The organism is Aeromonas rivipollensis, from assembly GCF_010974825.1.
Lineage (GTDB): Bacteria > Pseudomonadota > Gammaproteobacteria > Enterobacterales > Aeromonadaceae > Aeromonas > Aeromonas rivipollensis.
Window position 1 is genome coordinate 196,129 of sequence record NZ_JAAILA010000003.1, and the last position, 25,337, is coordinate 221,465.

Genomic DNA, 25,337 nt, shown 5'->3' on the forward strand with positions numbered 1-25,337 from the left:
GTGGGGGCCATTGCATTTAACTGGAATTAATCGAGGTTGTAAATGCCTGGTTAACAAACAAAAAAACCGGCCACATGGGCCGGTTGTCAGTTCACTCTCGGGGTCAGGCGGCGTGCACAACCGGGTTCGGTTGAGACAACCCTTCCAGCTCGCCGGGGGCGAAGTTGTCCACCTGGATCGCCTCGTAGCGCAGGGCATCGGCGGCCAGCAGCTTGTCCGCCTCCTCCTTGCCGAGGATGGACTGGGACAGGGCCGCGGCCACCAGCTCCGGCAGGGCCATCTTGCGGGGCAACTTGCCCTCTTTCTGGGCCTGCACCAGCTTCTTCTCGATGGGTTGCACCGCCACCATGGCCTGGAAGGCGCGCTCCATCAGACCGACCGGATCAGCGTCATCCTTGCCCACGTAGCAGAGTGCAGTCAGACGATCGCGGAACTCGCCCGGGGTCATCATGGCCAGACAGATGGCGTGGCAACGCTCGTCTGCCGGCATCTTGTAGCCCACGCCAAACGGGAAGACCACGCGTTTGAGCACTGCGCCCACCACCTTGTTCGGGAAGTTCTGGAAGAAGCCCTCGAACGCCTTGCCGATGAGATAGAGGTTGCGCTCCACCGCGTACTGCACGAACGGCAGATCCGAGACCATGCGGCCCTGATCCTCGTAGTGCTTGAGGGTGGCGGAGGCCAGGTAGAGGTGGCTCAGCACGTCGCCAAGACGGGCGGAGATCATCTCCTTGCGCTTGAGATCGCCACCCAGCATCAGCATAGAGACGTCGGCGCACAGGGCCAGCCCTTTACTCATGCGAGAAAGCTGCTTGTAGTAGCGGGCGGTTTCGCCAGCCACAGGGGCATTGTTGAACTGACCCAGGGTCAGCCCCTGGAACAGGGCGCCGAAGAAGTTGCCGGTACCGAAGGCGATGTGCTTCATCAGCAGGGCATCAAACTTCTCGAGGCCGCGCTCCACGTCGGTGTCGGCGGCGGCTTCCAGCTCGGCAAACACATAAGGATGGCAACGGGTGGCCCCCTGCCCGAAGATCATCAGGTTGCGGGTCAGTATGTTGGCCCCTTCCACCGTGATGGCGACCGGAATGCCCATGTAGGCGTAACCGGTGTAGTTTTTCGGGCCCAGCTGAATGGCGCGACCGGCGTGGATGTCCATGGAGTCATCCATGATCTGGCGGGCCATTTCGGTCATGTGGTACTTGGAAATGGCAGTGACTATGGCAGGTGCCTGACCCAAGTCCAGGGAACCTGCGGTCATGCGACGGGCCCCTTCCAGCTGATAGGTTAGGCCGCCGATGCGGGCCAGCGCTTCCTGCACTCCTTCAAACTTGCCGATGGACATGCCGAACTGCTTGCGCACGTAGGAGTAGGCCCCCACAGTGCGGCTCGCCATGTGACCGCAAGCGGTGCCGAGGGCAGGCAGCGAGATGCCGCGACCGGCGGAGAGGCATTCGACCAGCATGCGCCAACCACGGCCGGCGTAATCCGGGCCACCTATGATCCAGTCGAGCGGAATGAACACATCCTTGCCGAAGGTCGGGCCGTTCAGGAACGCTAGCCCCATGGGGTAGTGGCGATCACCGACCCGCACGCCCGGGTGGCTGGTGGGGATGAGGGCGCAGGTGATGCCGAGCTCTTCCTTGTCACCCAGCAGCTTCTCCGGGTCATAGAGCTTGAACGCCAGGCCCAGCACTGTGGCGCGCGGCGCCAGGGTGATATAGCGCTTGTTCCAGTTCAGGCGAATACCCAGTACCTCTTCACCCTTGTACATGCCCTTGCAGACGATCCCCTTGTCAGGAATGGCGCCAGCGTCCGAGCCCGCTTCCGGCCCGGTCAGGGCGAAGCAGGGCACTTCCTTGCCGTTGGCCAGCCCCGGCAGCCAGAAGTCCTTCTGGGCCTGGGTACCGTAGTGCATCAGCAGCTCGCCCGGGCCGAGGGAGTTCGGCACCATGACGGTGACCGCCACGCTCAGGCTCTTGGTGGCGATGCGGGTGACTATGGTGGAGTTGGCAATCGCCGAGAACTCGCGACCGCCATAGGATTTCGGAATGATCAGGGAGAAGAAGCCTTCCTTCTTCAGATAGTCCCAGACCGGCTCTGGCAGGTCTTTGGTTTCGTTGACGATCTTGAAGTCGTCCACCATGGCGAGCAGGGTCTCGACCTGATTGTCGATGAAGGCCTGCTCCTCGGCACTCAGTTCGGCCTTGCCGTAACCGTGCAGTTTCTTCCAGTCCGGATTGCCGCGAAACAGCTCGCCATCCCACCAGACGGAGCCGGCTTCCATGGCCTCCCGCTCGGTGGCCGACAAGGGTGGCAGTATCTTCTTGAAGATGCCGAACACAGGACGGGTCACCACCTTTTTACGGATGGCGGGCACGCCGAGTACCACGGCTATCGCCAGCACCAGCAGGACAAGCAATGTGATCATACCGAAGTTCCTTCTATTTCACTGTTTCCGTTGATTATTGTTAGGTGTTACACGGCCAGGGAGAGCCTGGTCGACTCCACGGGCGCCCCGACACCGGACGCCAGATAAGGAATAACGTTGCGCACCAGCCCTTCCACATCGAGCTGCTGGCCAAAATCGGCCTGGGCGATGTCACGCAGGGCATCGGCGGAGGCCATGGTGAACACGACTGTGCCCAGGGTGAAGTGCAGGCGCCAGAAGAGATCCGCCGGCGACAGGGCCGGGTTGGCCTTGGAAATAGCCTGGGTGATCCCGTGCAGCGTCGCCCCGTAGTGGGTGGTGATGAAGCGACGCAGGTGGCCCTGGCTGTCAATGTAGCCGCGCCCCAGCAACTGCATGAAGAGCGCCGGGCCGTTGGCCCGCACCGCCACCAGCTTCATCAGGGGCTCGACGAAACTTTCGAACACCTGCAGCAGGGTCAGCTGCTCCTGGGCCATCAAGGTCTGAAGGCGAGCATCCAGCTCAGGCATGAAGATACTCAGGTAGCGATCGAGCACCGCCTGGATCAGCTCCTTTTTGGAGCCGAAGTGATAGTTGACCGAGGCCAGGTTCACATCGGCCTCACTGGTGATCAGACGCAACGAGGTATCGGCGAATCCCCGCTCGGCAAACAGCACCTCGGCGGCGTCGAGAATACGGTTTTTGGTATCGATTTTACTCACTGGACACCTCACTTAAACGAATGTTTAAAAAGTACGTTTCACGCCCAGTCATGTCAAGAGAATGTGAACAGGTGTTGGCGAAATGTTTTCAACCAAAAAAGCGGGAACAAGATGGGAACTTAGCGGCCAGGCAGGACTCTATATCTATGCCACTGCAATTAAACATTAAGTCTCGCCCAACTTGCGCCATGCTAGTTGGGCATTTTTTTATCCGGATGGCGGCGAGAATTGCGGGCGAAAAAAAACCGTCGCAGGGGCGACGGTGGGGAAAAGTGAGTCGAATCATCCAGTTTCGACTCATCGATGAGAGTTCAGGCTTGCATCGATGGGGCTATGCTCGCAGACAAAGATGGTCAGACTTTGTCAGTCCTGGCGTAATTTGTGACAAAGTATGGCAGGCCGCCACATGGCCCGACTCCGCCAATCTTGCTATGCTGGCGCCTCATGCCAGAGGGGAGAAAAGATGAAGTACCAGGTCGATACCCACACGCACACCGTCGCCAGCACCCACGCCTACAGCACCATCCACGATTACCTGCCCATTGCCAAGGCCAAGGGGATCAAGCTCTTTGCCACCACGGATCATGGTCCCGACATGGCCGATGCGCCCCACTTCTGGCATTTCGTCAACCTGCACGTCCTGCCACGGGTGGTGGACGGGGTCGGCATACTGCGCGGCATCGAGGCCAACATCAAGAACATAGACGGCGAAATAGACTTCCCCGAGCGCTACGAGTCGCGCCTTGACATGATCATGGCCGGCTTCCATGAGCCCGTGTTCCCCCCCTGCGATCAGGCAACCCATACCCAGGCCATGATCAACGCCATCCGAAGCGGCCGGGTCGACATGATAAGCCACCCGGGCAACCCCGCCTTCCCCATCGACATCCAGGCCGTGGTCAGGGCCGCCGCCGAGTACAGGGTGGCGCTGGAGATCAACAACTCCTCCTTCAGTCACTCCCGTCCGGGCAGTGAAGGCAACTGCCGCGCCATTGTCGAGGCGGCGAGGGATCTGGGTGCTTACCTCACCTTCGGCTCAGACTCCCACGTGGCCTTCAGCCTGGGGGATTTTGACCACTGCCACCGGCTGGTGACCGAGGCTGGCTTCCCCGAGGAGCGGATCCTGGCACGCACCCCCCGCGCCCTGCTCGCGTTTCTCGAGAGCCGTGGTCGCGCCCACATTCCGGAATTTGTCGATCTCTGAAGTGTGCCTGTAACTCCATGAGCAGGCTCATAAAAGCAGTCCTGGCTCATTGACTTGCCAGCACATTTTCGGGAATCTAGGGACAAGCCGGTGTAGCTCAGTTGGTAGAGCAGCGCATTCGTAATGCGAAGGTCGCAGGTTCGACTCCTGTTTCCGGCACCAGGTAAAACAAAGGGTTAGCTTCATCCAGACGCTAACCCTTTGTGCTTTTTGTGATGTGGGCCCCCGCCAGGGACCCTGCTTGTCCCGCGAGCGCCCAGCCCATTTCTTTCATATACCGGCGATGTCCGGTTCTTCCATTCTGCCCCTTGCACGCCAGCCGGGAGGCTCAGCAGTCAAGGCATGAGCCCCAGGCGAATGGTCCCAAGATGGCGGCACCTGGCCGGGCTTTGGCCGCTCGGGCACCTCTTACCGCACGGCATAGATCTGGTCGAACACCCCTCCCTCCTTGAAGTGGGTGCTCTGGATAACAGGCCACTCGCCAAAGGTCTTCACCACGTTCAGGAAGGTAGCGTTCGGGAAACGATCGGCAAATTCGGCGAGGATAGCCGGGCTTCGCGGGCGCAGGTAGTTGTTGGCGGCGATGCGCTGGCCTTCGTCAGACCACAGGTAAGTCAGGTAGGCCTCAGCCTCCTTGCGGGTGCCCTGCTTGTCGACCACCTTGTCGACGACCGCCACCGGGAGCTCGGCCACGGCGGTGACGCTGGGGTAGACAACCTCGAAGCTGCCACGACCGAACTCGCGGGCTATCATCTCGGCTTCGTTCTCGAAGGTGATCAGCACGTCGCCTATGCGGTTCTGGATGAAGGTGGTGGTAGCCGCGCGGCCACCGGTGTCGAGCACGGGGACTTGCTTGAACAGCTTGCCGACGAACGCCCTGGCCGCCTGCTCGTCGCCCCCCTGCTCCAGTACATAGCCCCAGGCCGACAGGTAGGTGTAGCGGCCGTTCCCCGAGGTCTTGGGGTTGGGCACTATCACTTGTACCCCCTCCTTGAGCAGATCAGGCCAGTCCTTCAGCCCCTTGGGGTTGCCCTTGCGCACGATGAACACAGTGGCCGAGGTGAAGGGCGCGCTGTTGTCCGGCAGGCGGGCCGCCCACTCTTTCGGGACCAGGCCGCCATGCTCGGCCAGGGCGTTGATGTCGGTGGCCATGTTCATGGTGATGACATCGGCGGGCAGGCCGTCGATGACTGCCCGCGCCTGCTTGCTCGAGCCGCCGTGGGACATATTGATCTGCAGCGGCTCGCCGCCTTCCGCCTGCCAGTGTTTCTGGAAGGCGGCGTTGTAGTCCTTGTAGAAGTCACGCATCACGTCGTAAGAGGCGTTGAGCAGGGTGGCGGCCTGGGCCAGCGGGGCCAGGGCCAGTCCTGCGGCGAACAGGGTGGCGGGCAGGAGTCGTTTCATTGCACGTCCTTGGAATGAGAGTCGAGTGACCAACTATAAGATCCCCCCATTTATTCTTTGAAAGAATAATTAGTGCGTAGCTTATGCGATTAATAGCATCCCCTCGGCCGGACTCAGCGAACGAACCGGATGCTGACTGCGAGCCGGTCGCCGGTTTTCTCTGGCCGGTGATGACGGTAAGGGCTGGTGCACATCCTAGAAGGCGCTTGTGCAGGCTTGCTCCCGGTCTGGGCGGGTTTCTCCCCGCAACCAGGCTGGGCTTTGCATGGTCAATCGCACCTAAAAAAACAGGGCGAACCAGATGGTTCACCCTGTGGCTGTCACGTTGTCAGCGAGAGAGACTAGCCCTGCCCTTCGGAGGCCGCCGGGGCCTCCTTGGGTGCCTGCCAGCCGCCACCGACCGCCTTGTAGAGGGCGACCTGGTTGCTGAGCTGGGCCAGGCGGGTGCTGATCAGCCCCTGTCTGGCGCTGAACAGAGATCGCTGGGCATCCAGCCTCGTCAGATAGCTGTCCACCCCTTGCTCGTAGCGGAACTCCGCCAGCTTGAAGTAGGTCTGGTTGGCATCCACCAGATCCTGCTGGGCCTGCAGCTGCTGCTGGTAGTCCGCCTGGGCACCGAGGGTATCCGCGACCTCCTTGAAGGCGGTCTGGATGCTCTTCTCGTAGCTCGCCACCGCCTGCTTGGTGCCGACTTCGGCCACGTCCAAATCTGCCACCCGCTTGCCACCGTCGAAGATGGGCAGGTTTATCTGGGGCATGAAGGTCCAGGTGCCGGTGCCGCCGTCAAACAGCCCGCTCAGCTGGTTGCTGGCGGTGCCCGCCGTCGCGGTGAGCGAGATGGTCGGGAAGAAGGCGGCACGGGCCGCGCCTATATTGGCGTTGGCCGCCTTCAGGCTGTGCTCCGCCGCCAGTATGTCGGGTCTCTGTTGCAGCAGGCTGGAAGGGGCCCCCACCGGGATGGCGGCCAGTTGCACCTCGGCCAGGGTCGCCGGTTGCCCCTCCAGTACCGGCACTTCTGTGCCGAGCAGCAGGGCCAGACCGTTTCTGTCCTGTTTCACCTGACGCTGGTATTGCGCCTGGCTGACCCGGGCGTTCTCAAGCGCGGTGCGCCCCTGCGCCAGCTCCATCTCGGAGGCCGCCCCCAACCGGTACTTGTGCTGGGTCAGGGCATAGCTCTCCTGCTCGGTCGCCAGCGTCGCCTGGCTCAGCGCCAGCAGCTCCTGATCCGCCAGCAGGGTGAGGTAGGCATTCGCCACCGAGGCGATCAGCGCTATCTGGGTGCTGCGCTGGGTCTCGATTTGCGCCAGGTAGTTCTCCAGCGCCTGATCTTTCAGGCTCTGGATCCGGCCAAACAGGTCCAGCTCATAGGCGGTGATGCCGATGTCGGCGCCGTACTGGCTGCTGATGCTCCCCTGCCCCGTGCCGCTGAGATCGTCGGATCCCTGCTGACGGGTGCCTGAGCCGCTGGCGGCCAGGGTCGGCAACTGGGCCGCCCGCTGGATCCGGTATCTGGCCTCATAGGCCTCGACGTTGAGGGCCGCGAGCCGCAGATCCCGGTTGTTCTCAAGGGCGGTGTCGATCAGCTTTTGCAGCGCCGGATCGAGGAACTGTTGCTGCCAGGGGGCCAGCGCCCCCTGGGTGGCGAGGTTCTCTTGCCAGGAGGCGCCTTGCGGCACCTCGGGGCGTTGGTAATCGGGGGCCATGGAGCAGGCCCCCAGCAGCAGCGTCACACTCAGGGCGACCAGGGTCTTAGTCATGTTGGGTCTCCTTGGTCAGCGCGGCGCGCTCCTCGGCTGAACTCTGCTTGGTGAAGTAACGCATCACCAGCACGAAGAAGAGCGGCACGAAGAAGATGGCGAGCACTGTGGCCGTGATCATCCCCCCCATGACGCCGGTGCCGATGGCGTTGCGGCTGCTGGCGCCGGCACCTGTGCTTATCACCAGCGGCAAGACGCCGAGGATGAAGGCGAGGGAGGTCATCAAGATCGGACGCAGACGCTGACGGGAGGCTTCCACCACCGCATCGCCGAGCTTCATCCCCTTGTCATGGAGCTCCTTGGCGAACTCCACGATCAGGATGGCGTTCTTGGCCGACAGCCCGATAGTGGTGAGCAGGCCCACCTGGAAATAGACGTCATTCTCCAGGCCCCGCAGGGTGGCCGCCAGTATGGCGCCCAGCACCCCGAGCGGCACCACCAGCATGACAGAGAACGGAATGCTCCAGCTCTCGTACAGCGCCGCCAGACAGAGGAAGACCACCAAGAGCGAGATGGCGTAGAGCGCCGGCGCCTGGGAGCCTGCCTGACGCTCCTGGAAGGAGAGCCCCGTCCACTCTATGCCTATGCCTTCCGGCAGCTGTTTCACCATCTGCTCTATGGCCGCCATGGCGTCACCCGTACTCTTGCCGGGGGCCGCTTCACCGACTATCTCCATGGCGGAGACGCCGTTGTAGCGCTCCAGACGGGGCGAGCCGAAGCTCCACTCGGTGCTGGCGAAGGCGGAGAAGGGCACCATCTGGCCCGCACTGTTGCGCACGTACCATAGCTTCAGATCCTCCGGGTTCATCCGGAAGGGGGCATCCGCCTGCAGATAGACCTTCTTGACCCGGCCTCTGTCGACGAAGTCGTTCACGTAAGAAGAGCCCCAGGCCGCCGACAAGGTGTTGTTGATGTCGCTGATGGAGAGCCCCTGGGCCAGCGCCTTCTCGTAATCTATCTTGATGTCGAGCTGGGGGGTGTCTTCCATCCCGTTCGGGCGTACCCGCACCAGGTTGGGATCCTGCGCCGCCATGCCGAGCAACTGGTTACGGGCCTGCATCAGCTTCTCGTGCCCCAGACCACCGCGGTCCTGCAGGAAGAAGTCGAAGCCGGTGGCCGTGCCGAGTTCCGGGATGGGAGGCAGGTTGAAGGCGAAGACCTGCGCCTCCTTGATGCTGAACAGATAGCCCATGGCGCGGCCTATGATGGCATTGGCACTGCGCTCCTCGCCTTTACGCTCGCTCCAGTCCTTCAACTTGATGAAGGCCATGCCGCTGTTCTGGCCGCTACCGGCGAAGCTGAAGCCCGCCACCGTCAGCACCGAATCGACGTTGTCCTTCTCGTTCTTGAGGAAGTAGTCGCGCATGTCGGCCAGCACAACCTCGGTACGCTCCTTGGTGGCCCCCACCGGCAGCTGCACCATGGACATGATGACCCCCTGATCCTCTTCCGGCAGGAAGGAGGTGGGCAGGCGCATGAAGAGCACCGCCAGCACCGCCAGCATGGCCAGATAGATGATGCTGTAACGGGTCCCCTGCTTGATCACCTTGCGCACGCCGTTCTGGTAACGGTTGGCATTGGTGTCGAAGAAGCGGTTGAACCAGCCGAAGAAGCCGCGCTGGGCACCGAACTCCCCGTGTTTCATGGGTTTGAGCAGGGTGGCACAGAGCGCCGGGGTCAGGATCAACGCCACCAGCACAGAGAGCACCATGGCCGAGACTATGGTGAGGGAGAACTGGCGATAGATGGCGCCGGTCGAGCCGCCGAAGAAGGCCATGGGCACGAATACCGCCGACAGCACCAGGGCTATGCCCACCAGGGCGCCGGTGATCTGGGTCATGGACTTGCGGGTCGCCTCAAGCGGGGAGAGCCCCTCCTCGCTCATCAGCCGCTCCACGTTCTCCACCACGACGATGGCGTCATCCACCAGCAAGCCGATGGCGAGCACCAGACCGAACATGGTCAGGGTGTTGATGGAGAAGCCGAAGGCCGCCATGACCCCGAAGGTACCGAGCAGCACCACGGGCACCGCTATGGTCGGGATCAGGGTCGCCCGGAAGTTCTGCAGGAACAGATACATGACGCAGAACACCAGGAAGATGGCCTCGATCAGCGTCTGCACCACCTCCTCGATGGAGATCTTCACAAAGGGCGTGGTGTCGTAGGGGTAGACGATCTTCATGTTGGCCGGGAAGTAGCCCGACAGCTCATCGAGCTTGCCGCGCACCTCGTCCGCGGTATCCAGGGCATTGGCCCCGGTGGCCAGCTTGATCGCCAGCGCCGCCGTGGCCTGACCGTTGTAGAGGGCGGAGGCATCGTAGCTTTCGCCGGCGAGCTCGACCCGGGCTACGTCCTTGAGCAGCACCTTGGAGCCATCCTGGTTCACCCGCAGCAGTATGTTGTTGAACTCCTCCGGGGTGGAGAGACGGGTCTGCCCCATGATGGTGGCGGTGAACTGCTGATCGTTCACCGCAGGGGTGCCCCCCAGCTTGCCGAAGGCTACCTGGGCGTTCTGGGCCTGGATGGCGGCCTGCACGTCTCCCGGGGTCATCTGTACCCGGTTGAGCTTGTGGGGATCCAGCCAGACTCGCATGGAGTACTGGCTGCCGAACAAGGTGATGTCACCCACCCCATCCAGCCGACTCAGGGGCTCCTTGATGTTGGAGACCACGTAATCGGCCAGATCGTCGTTGGTCATGCTGCCATCGGTGGAGATGAAGGCCGCCACCATCAGGAAGCTGCTGGAGGTCTTCTGGACCCGCACACCCTGCTGTTGCACCTCTTGGGGCAAGAGCGACATGGCCTGCTGCAACTTGTTTTGCACCTGCACCTGGGCGATGTCGGGATCCGTGCCCGGCTTGAAGGTGAGGGTCACGCTGACGTTACCGGACGAATCCGACTGGGCAGACATGTAGAGCAGGTGATCCAGCCCCGTCATGTTCTGCTCGATGATCTGGGTCACCGAGTCTTCCACCGTCTTGGCGGACGCCCCCGGGTAGCTGGCAGAAATGCCGACGGCCGGCGGGGCTATGGTCGGGTACTGGGCGACCGGCAGGCCTATGATGGCCATGGCCCCGGCCAGCATGATCACCAGGGCAATCACCCAGGCGAAAATGGGTCTGTCTATGAAAAATCGTGCCATGAGGCGACTACTCCATCCTACTGCTTGGTGACCTGGGTCTGATCGGCTTGTGCTGTCGTGGTGTTGCTGGCGCGCTCAGCGGGCGCCACCAGGGCACCGGGTTTGACCTTCTGCAGACCAGCCACTATCACCTTCTCGCCGGCCTTGAGGCCGGACTCCACCACCCAGCTGTCGCCAACCACGCGGCTGAGCTGCACTTCCCGCAGCTCGACCTTGTTGTCCGCGGTCACCACCATGACGGTGGCACCGCCTTTGGGCGTGCGGGTCACGGCGGTCTGTGGCACCAGCAAGCCTTGCGGGCGCTCGCCCTCTTGCAGGGTGGCGCGCATGAACATACCGGGCAGCAGCAGATCATGGGGATTCGGGACCAGGACCCGCAGGGTCACCATGCCGGTGGTCTCGTCCACTGTCACATCGGAGAACTGCAATGAGCCCTCTTCGCTGTACTGGCTGCCATCTTCCAGCTGGAAGCGCACCTTGGCGCCCTTGCTCTCGTCCTGGACGAGCTTGCCGGCAGCGACCTGGCGCTTGAGGCGCAGCAGATCGGCGGTGGACTGGCGCACGTCCACATACATGGGATCGAGCTGCGAGATGGAGGTGAGGCTGTCCGCCTGCTGGGCGGTGACCAGGGCACCCTCGGTCACCGCAGACTTGCCGATGCGGCCGCTGATGGGGGCGGTGATCTTGGTATAGGCCAGGTTGATGTTGGCGCTCTGCAGGGCGGCCTTGGCGGCCCCGATCTCGGCAACCTGCTGTTTCCAGGCTGCGTCGGCGTCGTCATACTCCTGACGGCTGATGGCTTTCACCTTCACCAGCTCGGCATAACGCTGGGCCTTGAGACGGGCGCTCTGCTCGTTGGCCTGTGCCTTGGCCAGATTGGCCTTGGCGCTGGCGACGGCGGCCTGATAGACGGCGGGATCGATCTGGTACAGCAACTGGCCGGCCTTGACGTCGCTGCCTTCGGTGAACAGGCGCTTGAGGATGATGCCATTCACCTGGGGACGCACCTCGGCCACCCGCAGGGGGGCGGTGCGGCCGGTGAGCTCGGACATGAGTTGCAGCGGTGCGGCATGGAGAGTGACCACGTCCACGGCGGCAGGCGGCATCTCGCCCGCCCCTTGCCCGGCCTCGCCCTTGTCGCCACAACCAGCCAGCAGGCCGCTTGCCAACAAGGCAAGGCCCACCGAACGTGCGAGAATGTGTTTATGCATGGAGTTTCTGAGCCTCTGTTTCAAACAAAAAAAACCACAAAACCACAGGGTTTATAGGGCCCCTGTTGGTAAAACTGCGAAGATGAGGCAATATACATACATTCATAAATGTATGTAAGTAACTTTTTCCCCTTTTAACAGGTACAGATCCGATGGCCAGAAGAACCAAAGAAGAAGCGCAGCAGACCCGCTGCCACATCATGAGCACGGCCCTGAATCTGTTCTGCCAACAGGGATTGGCGAAGACCAACCTGACCGACATCGCCAAGGCGGCAGACCTGACCCGGGGTGCCATCTACTGGCACTTCAAGAACAAGGAGGAGCTGTTCGTCACCCTGTGGGAGGAGCTGTGCGCCCCCCTCTCCCACCAGCTCGATGCCTGTGTGGATGAGCAGGAGCCGGATCCCCTCGGCAAGCTGCGCCTCTTCCTCAAGGAGGTGATATGCAAGATCAGCACAGAACCCGCCCACCAGCAGATGTTCACCATCATGTTCAATCTGGAGTCGCTGGAAGGAGAGGCCATCTCCCTGCGGGATCACATGCGTCAGCAATCCATCAACTTCTTCCGGGATCTGGAGATCACCCTGGGCAACGCAGTGCGCCTCGGCCACCTGCCCCAAGGGCTGGATCTGCGCCGCGCCACCACGCTGCTGCACTGCACCCTGGATGGCTACATCATCAACTGGCTGCACTTCCCGGAGCGCATCAACCTTGTTCAGGAGGCCGACTTCCTGCTCGACACCCTGTTCGGCCTGCTAGCCAACCCCTCTCCCTCGCTTCTGCGCCGCCCCTGATGGCGCTGGCGCCGCCAAGGGCCGGGGAGGATCCTCAGCAGATCTGAACAGAGCGGGGCAAATTTGCTAGAGTAGCCGCCCACCTTAGAGACGAGCCCTATGCCACTGTCACTCTCACCCGCCCAAGGCACCCAAAACGCTGCCCTTCAGGCGCCCCGCCCCGCCCTCATCGGCCAGGCCCACTCCCCCTTCCTGGCCCGCCTGCAGCCGGGCGCCCATCTGCTGGAAGCGGGCTGCGGCGCGGGGGAGGATCTGCACCATTTTCGGGAGCTGGGGTTCATGGTCACCGCCTTCGATGCCAGCCTGAGTCAGGCCAGCGCCGCCTCGCGCCTGTGCGGCCAGCCGGTGCGGGTCTGCCGCTTCGAGCAGATGCACAACGTGCTGCCCTATGACGGCATCTGGGCCAGCGGCTCGCTGCCCTGCCTGACCGAGGACGAGCTGGCCCCCGCCCTGATGCACCTCGCCGGCCTGCTCAAACCCCAGGGGCCCCTCTACTGCTCCTTCCCCTATGGCGAGAGTGAACCCGCCAGCTCCTTGCCCCCCTCACAGGAGGAATATCCGCTGCTGACCCGGCTCGATGAGGCCCGGTTGACGCAATTGATCGCCCCCCTGCCGTTTGAGCTGCATCAGAGCTGGTGCAGCCAGGATGCGGTGCATGGCCGCTGGCTCCATGCCCTGCTGATCCGCGACCCCAATACCGCCACAATTAATCAATATCGCGGCCGTCGATCCAGACAGGGTGCCCGACGTGATTCAGCATCCAGGTAACAATATTTAACTCTGAGTTAACCAGGTGATGGCAGACAAGATGCGGCATTTGTGTTAAAAAGCGGCATTAAAATCAAGATTAAATAACAAAACAGACACCAACACCTGGATTCCCCATGAAACTCGTCCTCAATCTGATTGCCGGCATCCTCGCCGGTCTCCTGCTCGGCCTCTACGCCCCGGAATGGGTCGCACGGGTGCTGTTCACGGCCAAGACAGTGATAGGTCAGCTGATCACCTTCACCATTCCGCTCATCATCCTGTTCTTCATCATGAGCGGCATCGCCAGCCTGCCGAAGAACTCCGGCAAGCTGCTCGGCAAGACGGTGGCCCTCTCCTACTGCTCCACCATACTGGCGGGCCTGTTCGCCTTCACGGTGGCGAGCCAGCTGATCCCGCAGCTGACCACGGCCGCCGAGCCCACGGCGCAGGCCGCCATCAAGCTCAGCTCCTACATCAATCTCGAGATACCGCCGCTGTTCGGGGTGATGTCGGCCCTGGCCGCCGCCTTCGTGTTCGGCATCGGCATCAGCGCCACCCAGGCCACCGACCTGCGCCGGGTCGCCGATCAGGGCCGTGACATCATAGACCGCCTGCTGGCCCGCGTGATCATCCCGCTACTGCCCTTCTACATCGCCGGCGTCTTCGTCGAGATGACGGTGGAAGGAACAGTGTTCGCCACTCTCAAGACCTTCGGCGTGGTGCTGGTGATGGCCATCGTCATGCACTGGCTCTGGCTCTCCGTGCTCTTCATTGGCACCGGGCTGGCGCTGGGCCGCTCCCCCGCCATGCTCATCAAGAACATGCTGCCCGCCTACTTCACCGCGCTCGGCACCATGTCCAGCGCCGCCACCATCCCGGTGGCCCTGCAGGCCAGCAAGAACAACGGCGTGAGCGACGGCATCGCCAACTTCACCGTGCCCCTGTGTGCCACCATTCACCTCTGCGGCTCCACCATCACCCTGGTAACCTGCGCCACCGCTGTGATGTTCCTCTCCGAGCACCTGGCCATCCCGGGCTATGGCACCATGCTGCCCTTCATCATGATGCTCGGCGTCATCATGATTGCGGCGCCGGGTGCCCCCGGCGGCGGCGTCATGTCGGCGCTCGGCCTGCTCACCTCCATGCTCGGCTTCGGGGAGGCCTCCATCGCCCTGATGATCGCCCTCTACCTGGCCCAGGACAGCTTCGGCACCGCCTGCAACGTCACAGGTGACGGCGTCATCGCCCTCTGGGCCGATCGCTTCGCCCAGGGCGAAGAGACCCTGGCCGCCCCACAGCGGGACGCCGCCTGAGGGCCTGCGCCGCAATAAAAAAACGGGAGCCACTGGCTCCCGTTTTTTTTGATGGACTGCCTGTGATGGAAGGCTCAGCCCCGGCGACGGATAACCCCCTCCTGCGCTGTGCTCGCCACCAGCACGCCGTCGCGGGTGAAGAACTGACCGCGTACCAGACCACGGCCGCCGCTGGCGCTCGGGCTGTCCACCACATAGAGCAGCCAGTCATCCAGCCGGAACTCCCGGTGGAACCACATGGAGTGATCTATGGTCGCTACCTGCATGTCCGGCTCCCAGTAGGAGACCCCGTGGGGCTGCAGGGCGGTCAACAGGAAGTTGAAATCAGAGGCATAGGCCAGCAGGTAGTTGTGCACCCGCTGGTCATCCGGTATCTGCCCATTGGCCTTGAACCAGACGTGACGCAGGGGCGCCTCTATCGCCGGACGGATGGGGTCAACCAGGGTCACCGGGCGGATTTCGATGGGCTGCTCGCAGAGGATCTTGTCGCGCAGGGTGGCCGGGATCAGCTGCTCGTAGGGACGCACCAGCTCCAGCTCGCTCTTGAGCAGTTCAGGCGGGGTGATCCCCACCGGCATTTGGGCCTGATGCTCGAAGCCGCTGGCCTCCACCTGAAACGAGGCATTGAGGTAGAAGATGGGCTTGCCGCCCTGAATGGCCTTGACCCGGCGGGTGGAGACTGTCTGACCGTCGCGGATATTCTCTACGTCATAAACGATGGGACGAGTCACATCCCCGGGGCGCAGGAAGTAGGAGTGGAAGCTGTGGACCTGACGATCGCTGGCCACCGTCTGCTTGGCGGCTGACAAGGCCTGCCCCATTACCTGTCCGCCAAACACGGCCCGCAGACCGAGATCCTGGCTCTGGCCCCGAAACAGGCCCTCCTCTATTTTCTCCAGCGCCAGCAGTGCCAGCAGCTCATCCAGTACCTTGCTCATTCTTATCTCCTGTATTCAGTGCGGGAAAGGCTAACAAGCCCGCCCCGCCAGGGCAACCTTGCTGACGCCCATTCTCCCGAAGCCACCCTTTTCCGACCTCCTCCTTCAAAAGGGGGAGGATAATCGCCACAAACAAAAAGCCCGCACCAGAGGGTGCGGGCTTTTGCCTGGCCCGGGCCGACCACGTCATGCCACAGGCATCGGCTTACTTGCTGCCGGTGCCGGAGTTGCGGGTCGAGGCTTGCGGCTTGCGACGGGCCGTGGTGCTGCGAGCGCGCGGCTCCTTGCCCTGCATATCCTTGTGGCGCTTGACGGCACGACGGATCTGGGCGGCCTGCTTGTGGCGGGTGCTCTTGCCATCCTGCTGCAGGTCGACCTTGGACTCGGTCTCGTTGGGCAGGTTGACCAGGCCGCGCAGGTAGTTCACCTCGGGCAGTTTCAGCTCCTGCCAGCCACCGCGGGGGATGCCGCGATCCAGGGTGACGTCACCGTAGCGAATGCGCATCAGGCGGCTCACCTGCACTTCCTGGGATTCCCACAGGCGGCGCACTTCACGGTTGCGACCCTCGGTCAGGGTGACGTTGAACCACTGGTTCAGCCCTTCACCGCCGGCCGGCTTGATCTTGTTGAACCTGGCCATGCCGTCTTCCAGCTGCACGCCCTTGCGCAGGCGCTGCAGCATGGCTTCGGTGATCTCGCCAAAGACGCGCACCGCGTATTCCCGCTCCACTTCGTGGCTCGGGTGCATCAGCCGGTTGGCCAGCTCGCCGTCTGTGGTGAACAGCAAGAGGCCGGAGGTGTTGACGTCGAGGCGGCCGACCGCAATCCAGCGGGCCCCGTCCATCTTGGGCAGACGATCAAACACGGTGGGACGACCTTCCGGATCGTGACGGGTACACATCTCCCCTTCGGGCTTGTGATACGCCAGCACGCGGCAGATCTGCTCCTCGGCCGCACGGGTCTTGACCTGGTGACCATCCACCCGGATCACGGCGTTCACTTCGACGCGATCCCCCAGCATGGCGACCTTGCCATCCACGCTGACCCGACCTGCGGTGATCAGGGCCTCCATCTCACGACGGGAGCCTTGACCCGCGCGGGCCAATACTTTTTGCAGTTTTTCACTCATCGGGTTTACCTGATTGTTGATCGCTGCCCGCTGACATAGCGGACAACATTGACTCCTGTGACGCGCCCTCTGGGCATCGCCACCACGTTAATGCGCAAGACGGCCTGCCGCTTATTGACCGTCGCTCCCCTCGCCCAGCATGACCGGCAAGGGGGAGTGCAGTTCGGGATCCAGCTCGGGGAGCTGCTCCAGACTCTGCAGATTGAAATAGTCCAGAAATTCTCGGGTGGTGGCGAGCAGCTCGGGGCGACCCACCACCTCCTTGTGACCTATGCTGCGCACCCAGCCGCGCTCTTTCAGGGTATTCACTATCTGGCTCGATACCGCCACCCCGCGGATGGCTTCTATCTCGGCCCGGGTGATGGGCTGACGATAGGCAATCAGGGTCAGGGTTTCCAACACGGCACGGGAATAGCGGGGCGCCCGTTCGCTCCACAGGCGCGACAGCTCCTCCGCATACTCCTGGCGGGCCTGGAAGCGCCAGCCGGAGGCAACCTCCTTGAGCTCCACCCCCCGCTCGCTGTAGTCCTGCCTGAGCTCCGCCAGCAGCAACTGCACATAGCGGCTGGTCACCGGATAATCGCCCAGCACGCTGCTTTTCAGCTCGCTGACATTGAGCGGACGACCGGCCACGAACAGCGCCGCCTCGATCAGGGTTTTTAAGCGTTCAGCAGGCAGCGCCATCACGCATCCCTCCCTGAATCAGGGTCTTGAGTCGTTCAGCGGGCAGCGCCACGGTTGCCCTCCCCGTCCGGACTGCCCGGAGCGAACCGCCACTCAGTGTACCTGCTCATGCTCTCCCCCTTCCCCCTGGCTCGCCAGGGCAAAATGGATCGGCCCCAGCGGCTCGGCCTGCAGGATCCAGATCAGCTGCTCCTTGCACAGCTCCAGCAAGGCCAGAAAGGTCACCAGTACCCCCATGCGCCCCTCTTCGGCCCGCAGCACCTGCTCCAGCCGCAGGGTCTGGCCCAGGGAGAGCATGGCGAGGATCTCCGCCATCCGCACCCGGGTCGGGATCTGCTCGCGGCGGATCTGGTGATGTTCAAAATGAGTCGCGCGTTTTACCACACTTTGCATGTAAAGGGCGAGCTCAACCAGCGAAACATCGGGGGTCAGCGGCTTCAAGGCGCCAAAATCCGGTGGCAGGGCGGTGGCGATGAAGATCTCCCGCTCCAGCCTCGGCAAGGCGTTGACCCGCTCAGCGCCCAGCTTGTAGCGCTCGTACTCCTGCAGCCGGCGGATCAGGGTGACGCGAGGGTCTTCTCCCTCCTCCTCGTCTTCCAGCTCCGGGGCCTTGGGCAGCAGCAGGCGGGATTTTATCTCCGCGAGCCAGGCCGCCATCAGCAGGTATTCCGCCGCCAGCTCCAGATTGAGCCCCTGCATCAGCTCCACGTACTCCATGTACTGGGCGGTGATCTGCAGGATAGGCAGGTTCAGGATGTCCAGCTGCTGACGCCGGATGAGGTAGAGCAGCAGATCCAGCGGCCCCTCGAAGGTGTCGAGGAACACCTCGAGCGCATCGGGCGGAATAAACAGATCCTGGGGCAGCTCATGGTAGGGCTGCCCCAGCACTTTGGCGATGGGCGAGGGGGTGATAGGCGGGGGAAGCAGGCCCTCCCCCGTCGCACCCGGCGAGATCATCGCCTCGGGTACGGGCTCGGCAGTATCACTCAAACGGCGTCGGATCCCCGGCACCGCGACGGCGCAGCACGGGCTCGTCGTCGGAGAAGTCCACCACAGTGGTGGGCTGCTCGCCCAGATAGCCACCGTTGACCACCAGATCCAGCTGCTTGCCGAGCTTGTCGGCGATCTCTTCGGGATCGAACTCCGCCATCTCGGAGCCCGGCAGGATCAGGGTGGTGGAGAGCAGCGGCTCACCCAGGGCCTCCAGCAGGGCCAGCGCTATGTTGTTGGCGGGCACCCGGATGCCGATGGTCTTCTTCTTCTCGTTCATGAGGCGGCGCGGCACCTCCTTGGTGGCCTTGAAGATGAAGGTGTAGGGGCCTGGGGTGTTGTTCTTCACCAGCCGGAAGGCGGTGTTGTCCACCTTGGCGTAGGTGGAGATCTCGGATAGATCCCGGCACACCAGGGTGAAGTCGTGGTTCGGATCGATGCGGCGGATGCGGCAGATGCGCTCCAGCGCGTCCTTGTTGCCCATCTGGCAGCCCAGGGCATAGCCGGAGTCGGTGGGATAGACGATGACGCCGCCGTTTTGCAGTATCTGCACCGCCTGACCGATGAGGCGAACCTGGGGATTGTCCGGATGTACGTAAAAATGCTGACTCATATGCTCTTCTCGCGATAGGGGCACACCGGGTGCCCGCTTCATGGTCACGGGCCGCCTGGCCCATGACACTACCTTAACCTGTTTGGCACAGACTCGCCCGTACCAAAGACGCGATCCGACCGGATCGGCCTCCTCCTGTCAGCGGCTGGCCAACAGGCTGGCATGCTGCTCCTGGCTGAGCCCGAAGTGATCGGGGTGGCCGAGCCAGAGTGGCATGCCCTCCTTGGGCAGCCACAGATGGCGGCCCAGCTCGGTCCAGTTGGAGGGGAAATGAAAATCCGATCCCACCGAGATGTAGAGATCGTGATCCTTGGCCCACTGGCCGAGATTGGCCCGCTCCTGGGGGCTCTGCTGGGGCAGGGAGACCTCCATGGCATCGCCACCGGCCGCCTTGAAGGCGACCAGCAGCCGCTTGATCCACTTGGCGGTGAGGCTGTAGCGGCTGGGGTGGGCCAGCACCGCCAGCCCGCCCGCGGCGTGAATGGCGGTGATGGCCTCGCCCATCTCGGGCCACTCGGCGGGCACATAGCCCTTGTTGCCCCGGCTCAGGTACTTCTTGAATACCTTTTGCATGTTGTCGGCCACCCCGCGCGCCACCAGCACCCGGGCAAAATGGGCGCGGGTCACGGCGGCGTCACCGGCGAGCTGCTTGGCCTCTTCATAGGTGCCCGGGATGAGGCACTTCTCCAGACGGCGCCCTATTTCTTGGGCGCGCGCCTCGCGGCGGGCCCGCTGACCGGCCAGGAAAGCGACCAGCTGCGGATTTTTTTCATCCACCCCGAGCGCCACTATGTGGATCTCGTGGTGCTCCCAACCGCTGGAGATCTCGACCCCGCTCACCAGTCGCAGCGGCAACTGCTCGTGCTGGATCGTCTGACGGACTTCATCAAGCCCGTCAAGGGTATCGTGGTCAGTGACCGCTAACACTTCCACCCCTTTCTCGGCGGCGCGGCGCACCAGATCGGCGGGGCTCAGCACGCCATCCGAGGCCGTGGTATGACAGTGAAGATCGAATCTCATCGGCTTGTTTCGCTCTCATCAGGGGGCCTGCTTGGGAAAAAGAAGGCAAAAAAGCGACTTGACTTGGCCGCGGCTTTATCGTTTTCTGTAGGCACTTCATTGCAAACATCTTTTTACAGGACTCTATCATGCAAACGACTTCCATCCTGACCATCTGGTGGTGGCACACTCCCTGACATGCGGGCGTGTGGTCGTTGCTGTACCTGTAATCTGACAGCAAATTAAGAACCCAAAGAAAAAGCCCGCTGACCCCAGCGGGCTTTTTTATTATCCGGCAAATGGACCTGTGATGAAACCGACAATTCAGACAAGTGCACTGACATGGCGATGGCGAACTCGCTGACGTGACGAAAACCCAATCCCAATTCGAGAGAAACGCCATGACCATCGGTTACACACAACACATGCAAGGGAAGGCATTATGACAGGCAACAAGACCCGGTTACCCCTGGGCGAATTCGATACCATCAGGCTCAATGCCCCTTATGTGACAGATCCCCTGGCGCTCTACACCCGGCTCTGCCAGCACAACCCCAACAACCTGCTGCTGGAATCGGTGGAGATAGACTCCAAGGCCGGCACCCAGAGCCTGCTGCTGGTGGATGCCTGCCTGCGCATCGAGTGCCGTGGCCGCACGGTGCGGGTCCGCGCCCTCACCAGCAACGGCGTCCAGTTGCAGCGCCTGCTCGAGCAGCGTTTACCCGCCGTCATCACCCAGACCCGGGTGGCGGACGAGCTGCAACTCGACTTCCCGGCCTCCGATCGCACCCTTGACGAAGACAGCCGCCTCAAGGGGAGCAGCGTGCTGGACGTGCTGCGCACCCTGCAACGGGAGCTGCAGTGCCAGCAGGGTAAAGAGGCCCTCTTCATGGGAGGCAGCTTCGCCTACGATCTCATCGCCTCCTTTGAAGACTTGCCACAAGTGCCGGAAGGGAGCAACGACTGCCCCGACTACTGCTTCTATGTGGCCGAGACCCTGATCACCATAGATCACATCAAGCAGAGCACGGCGCTGCTGGCCTGCCTCTTTGGCGGCGAGCAGGACGAGAGCCAGCTCGATGAGCGTTACGCACAGCTGACCGCGCGCCTCGAGGCCTTCAAACAGGCCTGCCAGCAGCCGCAACCGGTGGCGCAAGGTGCCAAGCCGCTCACCGGCAACCTCCATATCGACAAGAGCGACAAGCAGTTCTGCGCCGAAGTGGAAAAACTGAAGGGCTTTATCCGCCGCGGCGACATCTTCCAGGTGGTGCCGTCCCGCAGCTTCTCCCTGCCCTGCCCCGACCCGCTGGCCGCCTATCGCCGCCTCAAGCAGACCAACCCCAGCCCCTACATGTTCTATGTGCAGGATGAGGGCTTCACCCTGTTTGGCGCCTCCCCGGAGAGCGCGGTCAAGTTCTGCGCCGCCAGCCGCCAGGTGGAGATGTACCCCATCGCCGGTACCCGCCGCCGCGGCCTCAACCCCGATGGCAGCATCAATCTGGATCTGGACGGCCGCATCGAGCTCGAACTGCGCCAGGACGAGAAAGAGGTGGCCGAGCACCTGATGCTGGTGGATCTGGGTCGCAACGACATCGCCCGCATCTCCGAGCCCGGCACCCGCTACGTGAAGGATCTGCTGAAAGTGGATCGCTACAGCCACGTGATGCACCTGGTCTCCCGGGTGGTGGGCCGCCTGCGCTCGGATCTCGATGCCCTGCACGCCTATCAGGCCTGCATGAACATGGGCACCCTGACCGGCGCCCCCAAGCTGCGGGCCAGCGAGCTTATCCGCATGGTGGAAGGCAAGCGCCGCGGCAGCTACGGCGGCGCCGTGGGCTACCTCAACGGCGCGGGGGAGATGGACACCTGCATCGTCATCCGCTCCGCCTTCGTGAAAGCGGGTCTGGCCCATGTCCAGGCCGGTGCCGGCGTGGTCTATGACTCCAAGCCCCAGGCCGAAGCGGACGAAACCCGCGCCAAGGCGGCCGCCGTGCTGGCCGCCATCGCCGCCAGCCATGGCACCTCCCTGCAAGCCCTGAGCGCCCAGCAGGAGCAACATAAGGACGTGAGCCATGACTAACATCTTCCTGCTCGATAACTTCGATTCGTTCACCTACAACCTGGTGGATCAGTTCCGCACCCTGGGCTATCCGGTGCGCATCTACCGCAACAGCCTGCTGGCGACCCGCATCATGCAGGAGATAGAAGCCTGTGACGGCGATGCCGTGCTGGTGCTCTCCCCGGGACCGGGCGCCCCGCACGAGGCCGGTTGCCTCATCGATCTCATCAAGCTGGCCCGCGGCCGGGTGCCCATCCTCGGCATCTGCCTCGGTCATCAGGCCCTGTGCGAAGCCTACGGCGGCACTGTCGGGGCGGCGGGCGAGATAGTCCACGGCAAGCGCTCCCTCATTGAGCACAACGGTCACGGCGCCTTCGCGGGGCTGCCAAGCCCGCTGCCGGTGGCCCGCTATCACTCCCTGGTGGCGACCTATGTACCCGAAGAGCTGCAGGTGATTGCCCACTATCAGGGCATGCCCATGGCCATCGAGCAACGGGACGAACGGGTGCTGGGATTCCAGTTCCACCCGGAATCCATCATGACCTCGGAAGGGGCCCGCCTGCTGACCCAGGCGCTCGCCCACATCACCCGTCCAGAAAGCCACGTGCGGTAAGGAGACCCCATGCATCATCATCTCAACACCCTCTATCAGGGGCAGTCTCTCACCCGCGACGCCGCCCGCGACGCCTTCGGCCAGGTGGTCCGTGGCGAAGTGGATCCCATCGTCCTCGCAAGCTTGTTGACTGCTCTCAAGATCAAGGGGGAGACCCCGGAGGAGATCGCCGGCGCCGCCGAGGCGCTGCTGGCGGAGGCCCGTGATTTCCCGCGCCCGGATTATGCGTTCTGCGACATCGTCGGCACAGGTGGCGATGGCCTCAACACCATCAACGTCTCCACCACCTCGGCCCTGGTGGCTGCCGCCTGCGGCCTCAAGGTGGCCAAGCACGGCAACCGCTCCGTCTCGAGCAAATCGGGTTCCAGCGATCTGCTGGACAAGATGGGGATCAAGCTCGACATGAGCCCGGCGCAGGCCCGCCACTGTCTGGACCAGCTCGGCATCTGCTTCCTGTTTGCCCCCCAGTACCACGCCGGGGTGCGCCACGCCATGCCGGTGCGCCAGGCCTTGAAAACCAGGACACTATTCAACGTCTTGGGGCCGCTTATCAACCCCGCCCGCCCCAGCTACCAGTTGATGGGGGTCTATGCCCCCGAGCTGGTGCGTCCCATCGCAGAAACCCTGCTGGCACTGGGGCTGAAAACCGGTATGGTGGTACACGGCGCCGGGCTGGACGAAGTGGCCATTCACGGTCCGACCCAGGTGGCCGAGATCCGTGACGGCGAAATTCGCGAATACCTGCTCACCCCGGCAGACTTTGGCCTCGAGACCTACCCGGTCAGCGCCATTCAAGGGGGGGAGCCGGAGGAGAACCGCGCCATCACGGACGCCATACTGGCGGGCGAAGGCACAGCGGCCCACAACGCCGCCATCGCCGCCAACGTGGCGCCGCTCCTGGTGATGGCGGGCAAGGCCCCGGACTTCAAGCAGGCGGCCGCGCAGGTGCTGGCCAAGCTTGCAAGCGGTGAAACCCGCCTGCTCGCCCAGGCACTCGCCACCCTGAGCCATCAGGAGGCATGATGTCAGTCACTACTCACGGCAGCCAACAAGGCAGTACCACTCTTAGCAAGGATATCGAGATGCCCGACCCCCTCTCCTCCCCCGATGCCTTCCTGAATCGGGCTTCCATCAACCAGACCATTCTCGGCAAGATAGTGGCCGCCAAGCAGGAGTGGGTCGCGGCCCGCAAGCTGGCCCAGCCCCTGGCGAGCTTCCAGGGCGCCCTGGTGCCAAGCGATCGGGACTTCGAGGGAGAGCTGCGTGCAGGCTCCACCCGCTTCATTTTGGAGTGCAAGAAGGCCTCCCCCTCCAAGGGGCTGATACGCGATGACTTCAGCCCCGAGGCCATCGCCGACATCTATGGCAACTACGCCACCGCCATCTCTGTGCTGACCGACGAGCAGTTCTTCCAGGGGGATTTCGCCTTCCTGCCCAGGGTGCGTGCCCGGGTCAAGCAGCCGGTGCTGTGCAAGGACTTCATGATTGACCCCTATCAGGTCTATCTGGCCCGCCACTATCAGGCGGACGCCATCTTGCTGATGCTCTCGGTGCTCACCGACGAGGGCTATCGCGCCCTGTTCAAGGTTGCCAGGGAGCTGGGCCTCGGGGTGCTGACCGAGGTGAGCAATGCAGAGGAGCGGGATCGCGCCCTGGCCCTCGGCGCCCCCGTGATTGGCATCAACAACCGGGATCTGCGGGATCTCAGCGTGGATCTCGCCCGCACCAAGCAACTGGCCAAAGATATTCCGAGCGATCGGGTGGTGATCAGCGAGTCCGGCATCAACCACCGCGCCCAGGTGGCGGATCTGCGTGCCCATGCCAAGGGCTTCCTGGTGGGATCCTCCCTAATGAGCGAGCCGGATCTGGAGGCGGCGGTACGCAAGCTTGTGCTCGGTCAGAACAAGGTGTGCGGCCTCACCCGCCCCGAAGATGCCGCCGCCGCCCATCAGGCAGGTGCGGTATTTGGCGGCCTTATCTTCGTGGCCAAGAGCCCGCGCTACGTGGACATCCCCGCCGCCCGCGCCGTCATGGCCGGGGCACAGCTCTGTTACGTCGGGGTGTTTCGCAATGCCCAGCCCGCCACCATCGCCAAGACGGTGGAGGCCCTGAACCTCGCCGCCGTGCAACTGCACGGGGATGAAGACGCCGCCTATATCGAGAGCCTGCGTACTCTGCTGCCTGCGGGTTGCCAGATCTGGAAAGCGGTAGGCGTCTCTCTTGGCAAGGAAAGCGGCGAGCCCCTGCCCGCCCTCGACTACCCGGCGGATCGCCTGCTGCTGGATACGAAAGTCGGCAGCCAGAGCGGCGGCACCGGTCAGGCGTTCGACTGGGCCATGCTGGCCAATCTCGATAAAGCCAAGCTGATGCTGGCGGGGGGGCTCAATCCCGACAACGCCCTGCAGGCCGCCCGGGTGGGTTGCCTCGGCCTTGATTTCAACTCCGGGGTGGAGAGTGCCCCGGGCCAGAAGGATGCGCACAAGATAGCGGCAGCCTTTGGCGCCCTGCGCCAACTGTAAGAGTGCCCTGCGCGCCCTCTGAACATGCACCAAATTAATGAACTGCATTTGCCTATAAGCACAAGGAATAATCTATGACTCTGCTCAAT

General features: G+C 62.9%; 20 protein-coding genes and 1 tRNA gene. 9 read left to right on the forward strand and 12 right to left on the reverse strand.

What is annotated here, in order from left to right; all coding sequences use genetic code 11:
• Positions 1-103: 103 nt before the first annotated feature.
• Positions 104-2,428 (reverse strand): acyl-CoA dehydrogenase, encoded by a 2,325-nt coding sequence (locus tag G4923_RS01755; RefSeq protein WP_106886327.1) that lies wholly within the window; start codon positions 2,426-2,428, stop codon positions 104-106.
• A 47-nt stretch (positions 2,429-2,475) separates the two neighbouring features.
• On the reverse strand, positions 2,476-3,129 hold the full coding sequence (gene psrA, locus G4923_RS01760) for a TetR family transcriptional repressor PsrA (protein ID WP_139744455.1): 654 nt from the start codon (positions 3,127-3,129) through the stop codon (positions 2,476-2,478).
• Positions 3,130-3,592: 463 nt separating this feature from the next.
• On the opposite strand from psrA, the gene G4923_RS01765 reads away from it, so the two are divergent.
• Together G4923_RS01765 and G4923_RS01770 are read left to right on the forward strand one after the other, a co-directional pair.
• Positions 3,593-4,333 carry a phosphatase gene (locus G4923_RS01765; RefSeq protein ID WP_106886325.1) on the forward strand — a complete coding sequence of 247 codons (741 nt, stop codon included), beginning with the start codon at positions 3,593-3,595 and terminating at the stop codon, positions 4,331-4,333.
• A gap of 86 nt (positions 4,334-4,419) precedes the next feature.
• Positions 4,420-4,495, forward strand: a tRNA-Thr gene (locus G4923_RS01770).
• Positions 4,496-4,741: 246 nt separating this feature from the next.
• Here G4923_RS01770 and G4923_RS01775 read toward each other — a convergent pair.
• From G4923_RS01775 to G4923_RS01790, 4 genes are all read right to left on the reverse strand, one after another.
• Positions 4,742-5,737, reverse strand: coding sequence for a sulfate ABC transporter substrate-binding protein (locus tag G4923_RS01775; RefSeq protein ID WP_106886324.1), 996 nt, complete (start codon positions 5,735-5,737; stop codon positions 4,742-4,744).
• A gap of 341 nt (positions 5,738-6,078) precedes the next feature.
• Positions 6,079-7,494: an efflux transporter outer membrane subunit gene (locus G4923_RS01780; RefSeq protein ID WP_163135248.1), complete on the reverse strand. Its 1,416-nt coding sequence runs from the start codon at positions 7,492-7,494 to the stop codon at positions 6,079-6,081.
• On the reverse strand, positions 7,487-10,636 hold the full coding sequence (locus G4923_RS01785; protein ID WP_059168624.1) for an efflux RND transporter permease subunit: 3,150 nt from the start codon (positions 10,634-10,636) through the stop codon (positions 7,487-7,489). The genes G4923_RS01780 and G4923_RS01785 overlap by 8 nt, the downstream gene beginning before the upstream one ends.
• A 17-nt stretch (positions 10,637-10,653) precedes the next feature.
• Complete coding sequence (locus G4923_RS01790) at positions 10,654-11,847, reverse strand: efflux RND transporter periplasmic adaptor subunit (protein WP_163135250.1); 1,194 nt, start codon at positions 11,845-11,847, stop codon at positions 10,654-10,656.
• 152 nt (positions 11,848-11,999) lie between these two features.
• On the opposite strand from G4923_RS01790, the gene G4923_RS01795 reads away from it, so the two are divergent.
• The 3 genes from G4923_RS01795 (at position 12,000) to G4923_RS01805 (ending at position 14,704) form a co-directional block, all read left to right on the forward strand.
• Positions 12,000-12,641 (forward strand): TetR family transcriptional regulator, encoded by a 642-nt coding sequence (locus G4923_RS01795; RefSeq protein ID WP_059168626.1) that lies wholly within the window; start codon positions 12,000-12,002, stop codon positions 12,639-12,641.
• A 99-nt stretch (positions 12,642-12,740) separates the two neighbouring features.
• The gene (locus tag G4923_RS01800) at positions 12,741-13,409 is read left to right on the forward strand and encodes a class I SAM-dependent methyltransferase (protein WP_163135252.1); all 669 of its coding nucleotides are present in this window, start codon (positions 12,741-12,743) and stop codon (positions 13,407-13,409) included.
• Positions 13,410-13,525: 116 nt separating this feature from the next.
• A complete protein-coding gene (locus G4923_RS01805) occupies positions 13,526-14,704 on the forward strand; it encodes a dicarboxylate/amino acid:cation symporter (RefSeq protein ID WP_025327613.1) in 1,179 nt (392 codons plus the stop codon).
• Between the two features lie 74 nt (positions 14,705-14,778).
• On the opposite strand, the gene tesB is transcribed toward G4923_RS01805, so the two are convergent.
• From tesB to rnm, 6 genes are all read right to left on the reverse strand, one after another.
• Positions 14,779-15,642: an acyl-CoA thioesterase II gene (gene tesB / locus G4923_RS01810; RefSeq protein ID WP_139744958.1), complete on the reverse strand. Its 864-nt coding sequence runs from the start codon at positions 15,640-15,642 to the stop codon at positions 14,779-14,781.
• A 205-nt stretch (positions 15,643-15,847) separates the two neighbouring features.
• Entirely contained in the window at positions 15,848-16,771 is a 924-nt protein-coding gene (rluB, locus tag G4923_RS01815; RefSeq protein ID WP_103244558.1) for a 23S rRNA pseudouridine(2605) synthase RluB, read from the reverse strand.
• A 111-nt stretch (positions 16,772-16,882) separates the two neighbouring features.
• Positions 16,883-17,455 carry an SMC-Scp complex subunit ScpB gene (gene scpB / locus G4923_RS01820; protein ID WP_163135254.1) on the reverse strand — a complete coding sequence of 191 codons (573 nt, stop codon included), beginning with the start codon at positions 17,453-17,455 and terminating at the stop codon, positions 16,883-16,885.
• 93 nt (positions 17,456-17,548) lie between these two features.
• Positions 17,549-18,445, reverse strand: a complete 897-nt coding sequence (locus G4923_RS01825) for a segregation and condensation protein A (RefSeq protein WP_205597008.1) — start codon at positions 18,443-18,445, stop codon at positions 17,549-17,551.
• A complete protein-coding gene (locus G4923_RS01830) occupies positions 18,438-19,058 on the reverse strand; it encodes an L-threonylcarbamoyladenylate synthase (protein ID WP_103244556.1) in 621 nt (206 codons plus the stop codon). The genes G4923_RS01825 and G4923_RS01830 overlap by 8 nt, the downstream gene beginning before the upstream one ends.
• Before the next feature lie 138 nt (positions 19,059-19,196).
• Positions 19,197-20,078, reverse strand: a complete 882-nt coding sequence (gene rnm / locus G4923_RS01835; protein WP_163135256.1) for an RNase RNM — start codon at positions 20,076-20,078, stop codon at positions 19,197-19,199.
• Positions 20,079-20,499: 421 nt separating this feature from the next.
• On the opposite strand from rnm, the gene G4923_RS01840 reads away from it, so the two are divergent.
• From G4923_RS01840 to trpCF, 4 genes are read left to right on the forward strand one after another with little or no spacing between them, the layout of a single operon-like run.
• Entirely contained in the window at positions 20,500-22,137 is a 1,638-nt protein-coding gene (locus tag G4923_RS01840; protein ID WP_163135258.1) for an anthranilate synthase component 1, read from the forward strand.
• Entirely contained in the window at positions 22,130-22,729 is a 600-nt protein-coding gene (locus G4923_RS01845; protein ID WP_163135260.1) for an aminodeoxychorismate/anthranilate synthase component II, read from the forward strand. The genes G4923_RS01840 and G4923_RS01845 overlap by 8 nt, the downstream gene beginning before the upstream one ends.
• 9 nt (positions 22,730-22,738) lie before the next feature.
• Positions 22,739-23,752: an anthranilate phosphoribosyltransferase gene (trpD, locus tag G4923_RS01850; RefSeq protein WP_163135262.1), complete on the forward strand. Its 1,014-nt coding sequence runs from the start codon at positions 22,739-22,741 to the stop codon at positions 23,750-23,752.
• Positions 23,749-25,248: a bifunctional indole-3-glycerol-phosphate synthase TrpC/phosphoribosylanthranilate isomerase TrpF gene (trpCF, locus tag G4923_RS01855; protein WP_240455240.1), complete on the forward strand. Its 1,500-nt coding sequence runs from the start codon at positions 23,749-23,751 to the stop codon at positions 25,246-25,248. Before trpD ends, trpCF begins: the two co-directional genes overlap by 4 nt.
• Positions 25,249-25,337: the final 89 nt, after the last annotated feature.

What these genes read in the sequence shown, in the direction of transcription:
- G4923_RS01800 (WP_163135252.1), top strand. Translation starts at nt 12,741, where the DNA reads ATGCCACTGTCACTCTCACCCGCCCAAGGCACCCAAAACGCTGCCCTT.
- scpB (WP_163135254.1), bottom strand. Translation starts at nt 17,455, where the DNA reads ATGGCGCTGCCTGCTGAACGCTTAAAAACCCTGATCGAGGCGGCGCTG.
- G4923_RS01775 (WP_106886324.1), bottom strand. Translation starts at nt 5,737, where the DNA reads ATGAAACGACTCCTGCCCGCCACCCTGTTCGCCGCAGGACTGGCCCTG.
- G4923_RS01845 (WP_163135260.1), top strand. Translation starts at nt 22,130, where the DNA reads ATGACTAACATCTTCCTGCTCGATAACTTCGATTCGTTCACCTACAAC.
- tesB (WP_139744958.1), bottom strand. Translation starts at nt 15,642, where the DNA reads ATGAGCAAGGTACTGGATGAGCTGCTGGCACTGCTGGCGCTGGAGAAA.
- G4923_RS01755 (WP_106886327.1), bottom strand. Translation starts at nt 2,428, where the DNA reads ATGATCACATTGCTTGTCCTGCTGGTGCTGGCGATAGCCGTGGTACTC.
- G4923_RS01765 (WP_106886325.1), top strand. Translation starts at nt 3,593, where the DNA reads ATGAAGTACCAGGTCGATACCCACACGCACACCGTCGCCAGCACCCAC.
- G4923_RS01785 (WP_059168624.1), bottom strand. Translation starts at nt 10,636, where the DNA reads ATGGCACGATTTTTCATAGACAGACCCATTTTCGCCTGGGTGATTGCC.
- trpD (WP_163135262.1), top strand. Translation starts at nt 22,739, where the DNA reads ATGCATCATCATCTCAACACCCTCTATCAGGGGCAGTCTCTCACCCGC.
- G4923_RS01780 (WP_163135248.1), bottom strand. Translation starts at nt 7,494, where the DNA reads ATGACTAAGACCCTGGTCGCCCTGAGTGTGACGCTGCTGCTGGGGGCC.
- G4923_RS01840 (WP_163135258.1), top strand. Translation starts at nt 20,500, where the DNA reads ATGACAGGCAACAAGACCCGGTTACCCCTGGGCGAATTCGATACCATC.
- rluB (WP_103244558.1), bottom strand. Translation starts at nt 16,771, where the DNA reads ATGAGTGAAAAACTGCAAAAAGTATTGGCCCGCGCGGGTCAAGGCTCC.
- G4923_RS01790 (WP_163135250.1), bottom strand. Translation starts at nt 11,847, where the DNA reads ATGCATAAACACATTCTCGCACGTTCGGTGGGCCTTGCCTTGTTGGCA.
- G4923_RS01830 (WP_103244556.1), bottom strand. Translation starts at nt 19,058, where the DNA reads ATGAGTCAGCATTTTTACGTACATCCGGACAATCCCCAGGTTCGCCTC.
- trpCF (WP_240455240.1), top strand. Translation starts at nt 23,749, where the DNA reads ATGATGTCAGTCACTACTCACGGCAGCCAACAAGGCAGTACCACTCTT.
- G4923_RS01805 (WP_025327613.1), top strand. Translation starts at nt 13,526, where the DNA reads ATGAAACTCGTCCTCAATCTGATTGCCGGCATCCTCGCCGGTCTCCTG.
- G4923_RS01795 (WP_059168626.1), top strand. Translation starts at nt 12,000, where the DNA reads ATGGCCAGAAGAACCAAAGAAGAAGCGCAGCAGACCCGCTGCCACATC.
- rnm (WP_163135256.1), bottom strand. Translation starts at nt 20,078, where the DNA reads ATGAGATTCGATCTTCACTGTCATACCACGGCCTCGGATGGCGTGCTG.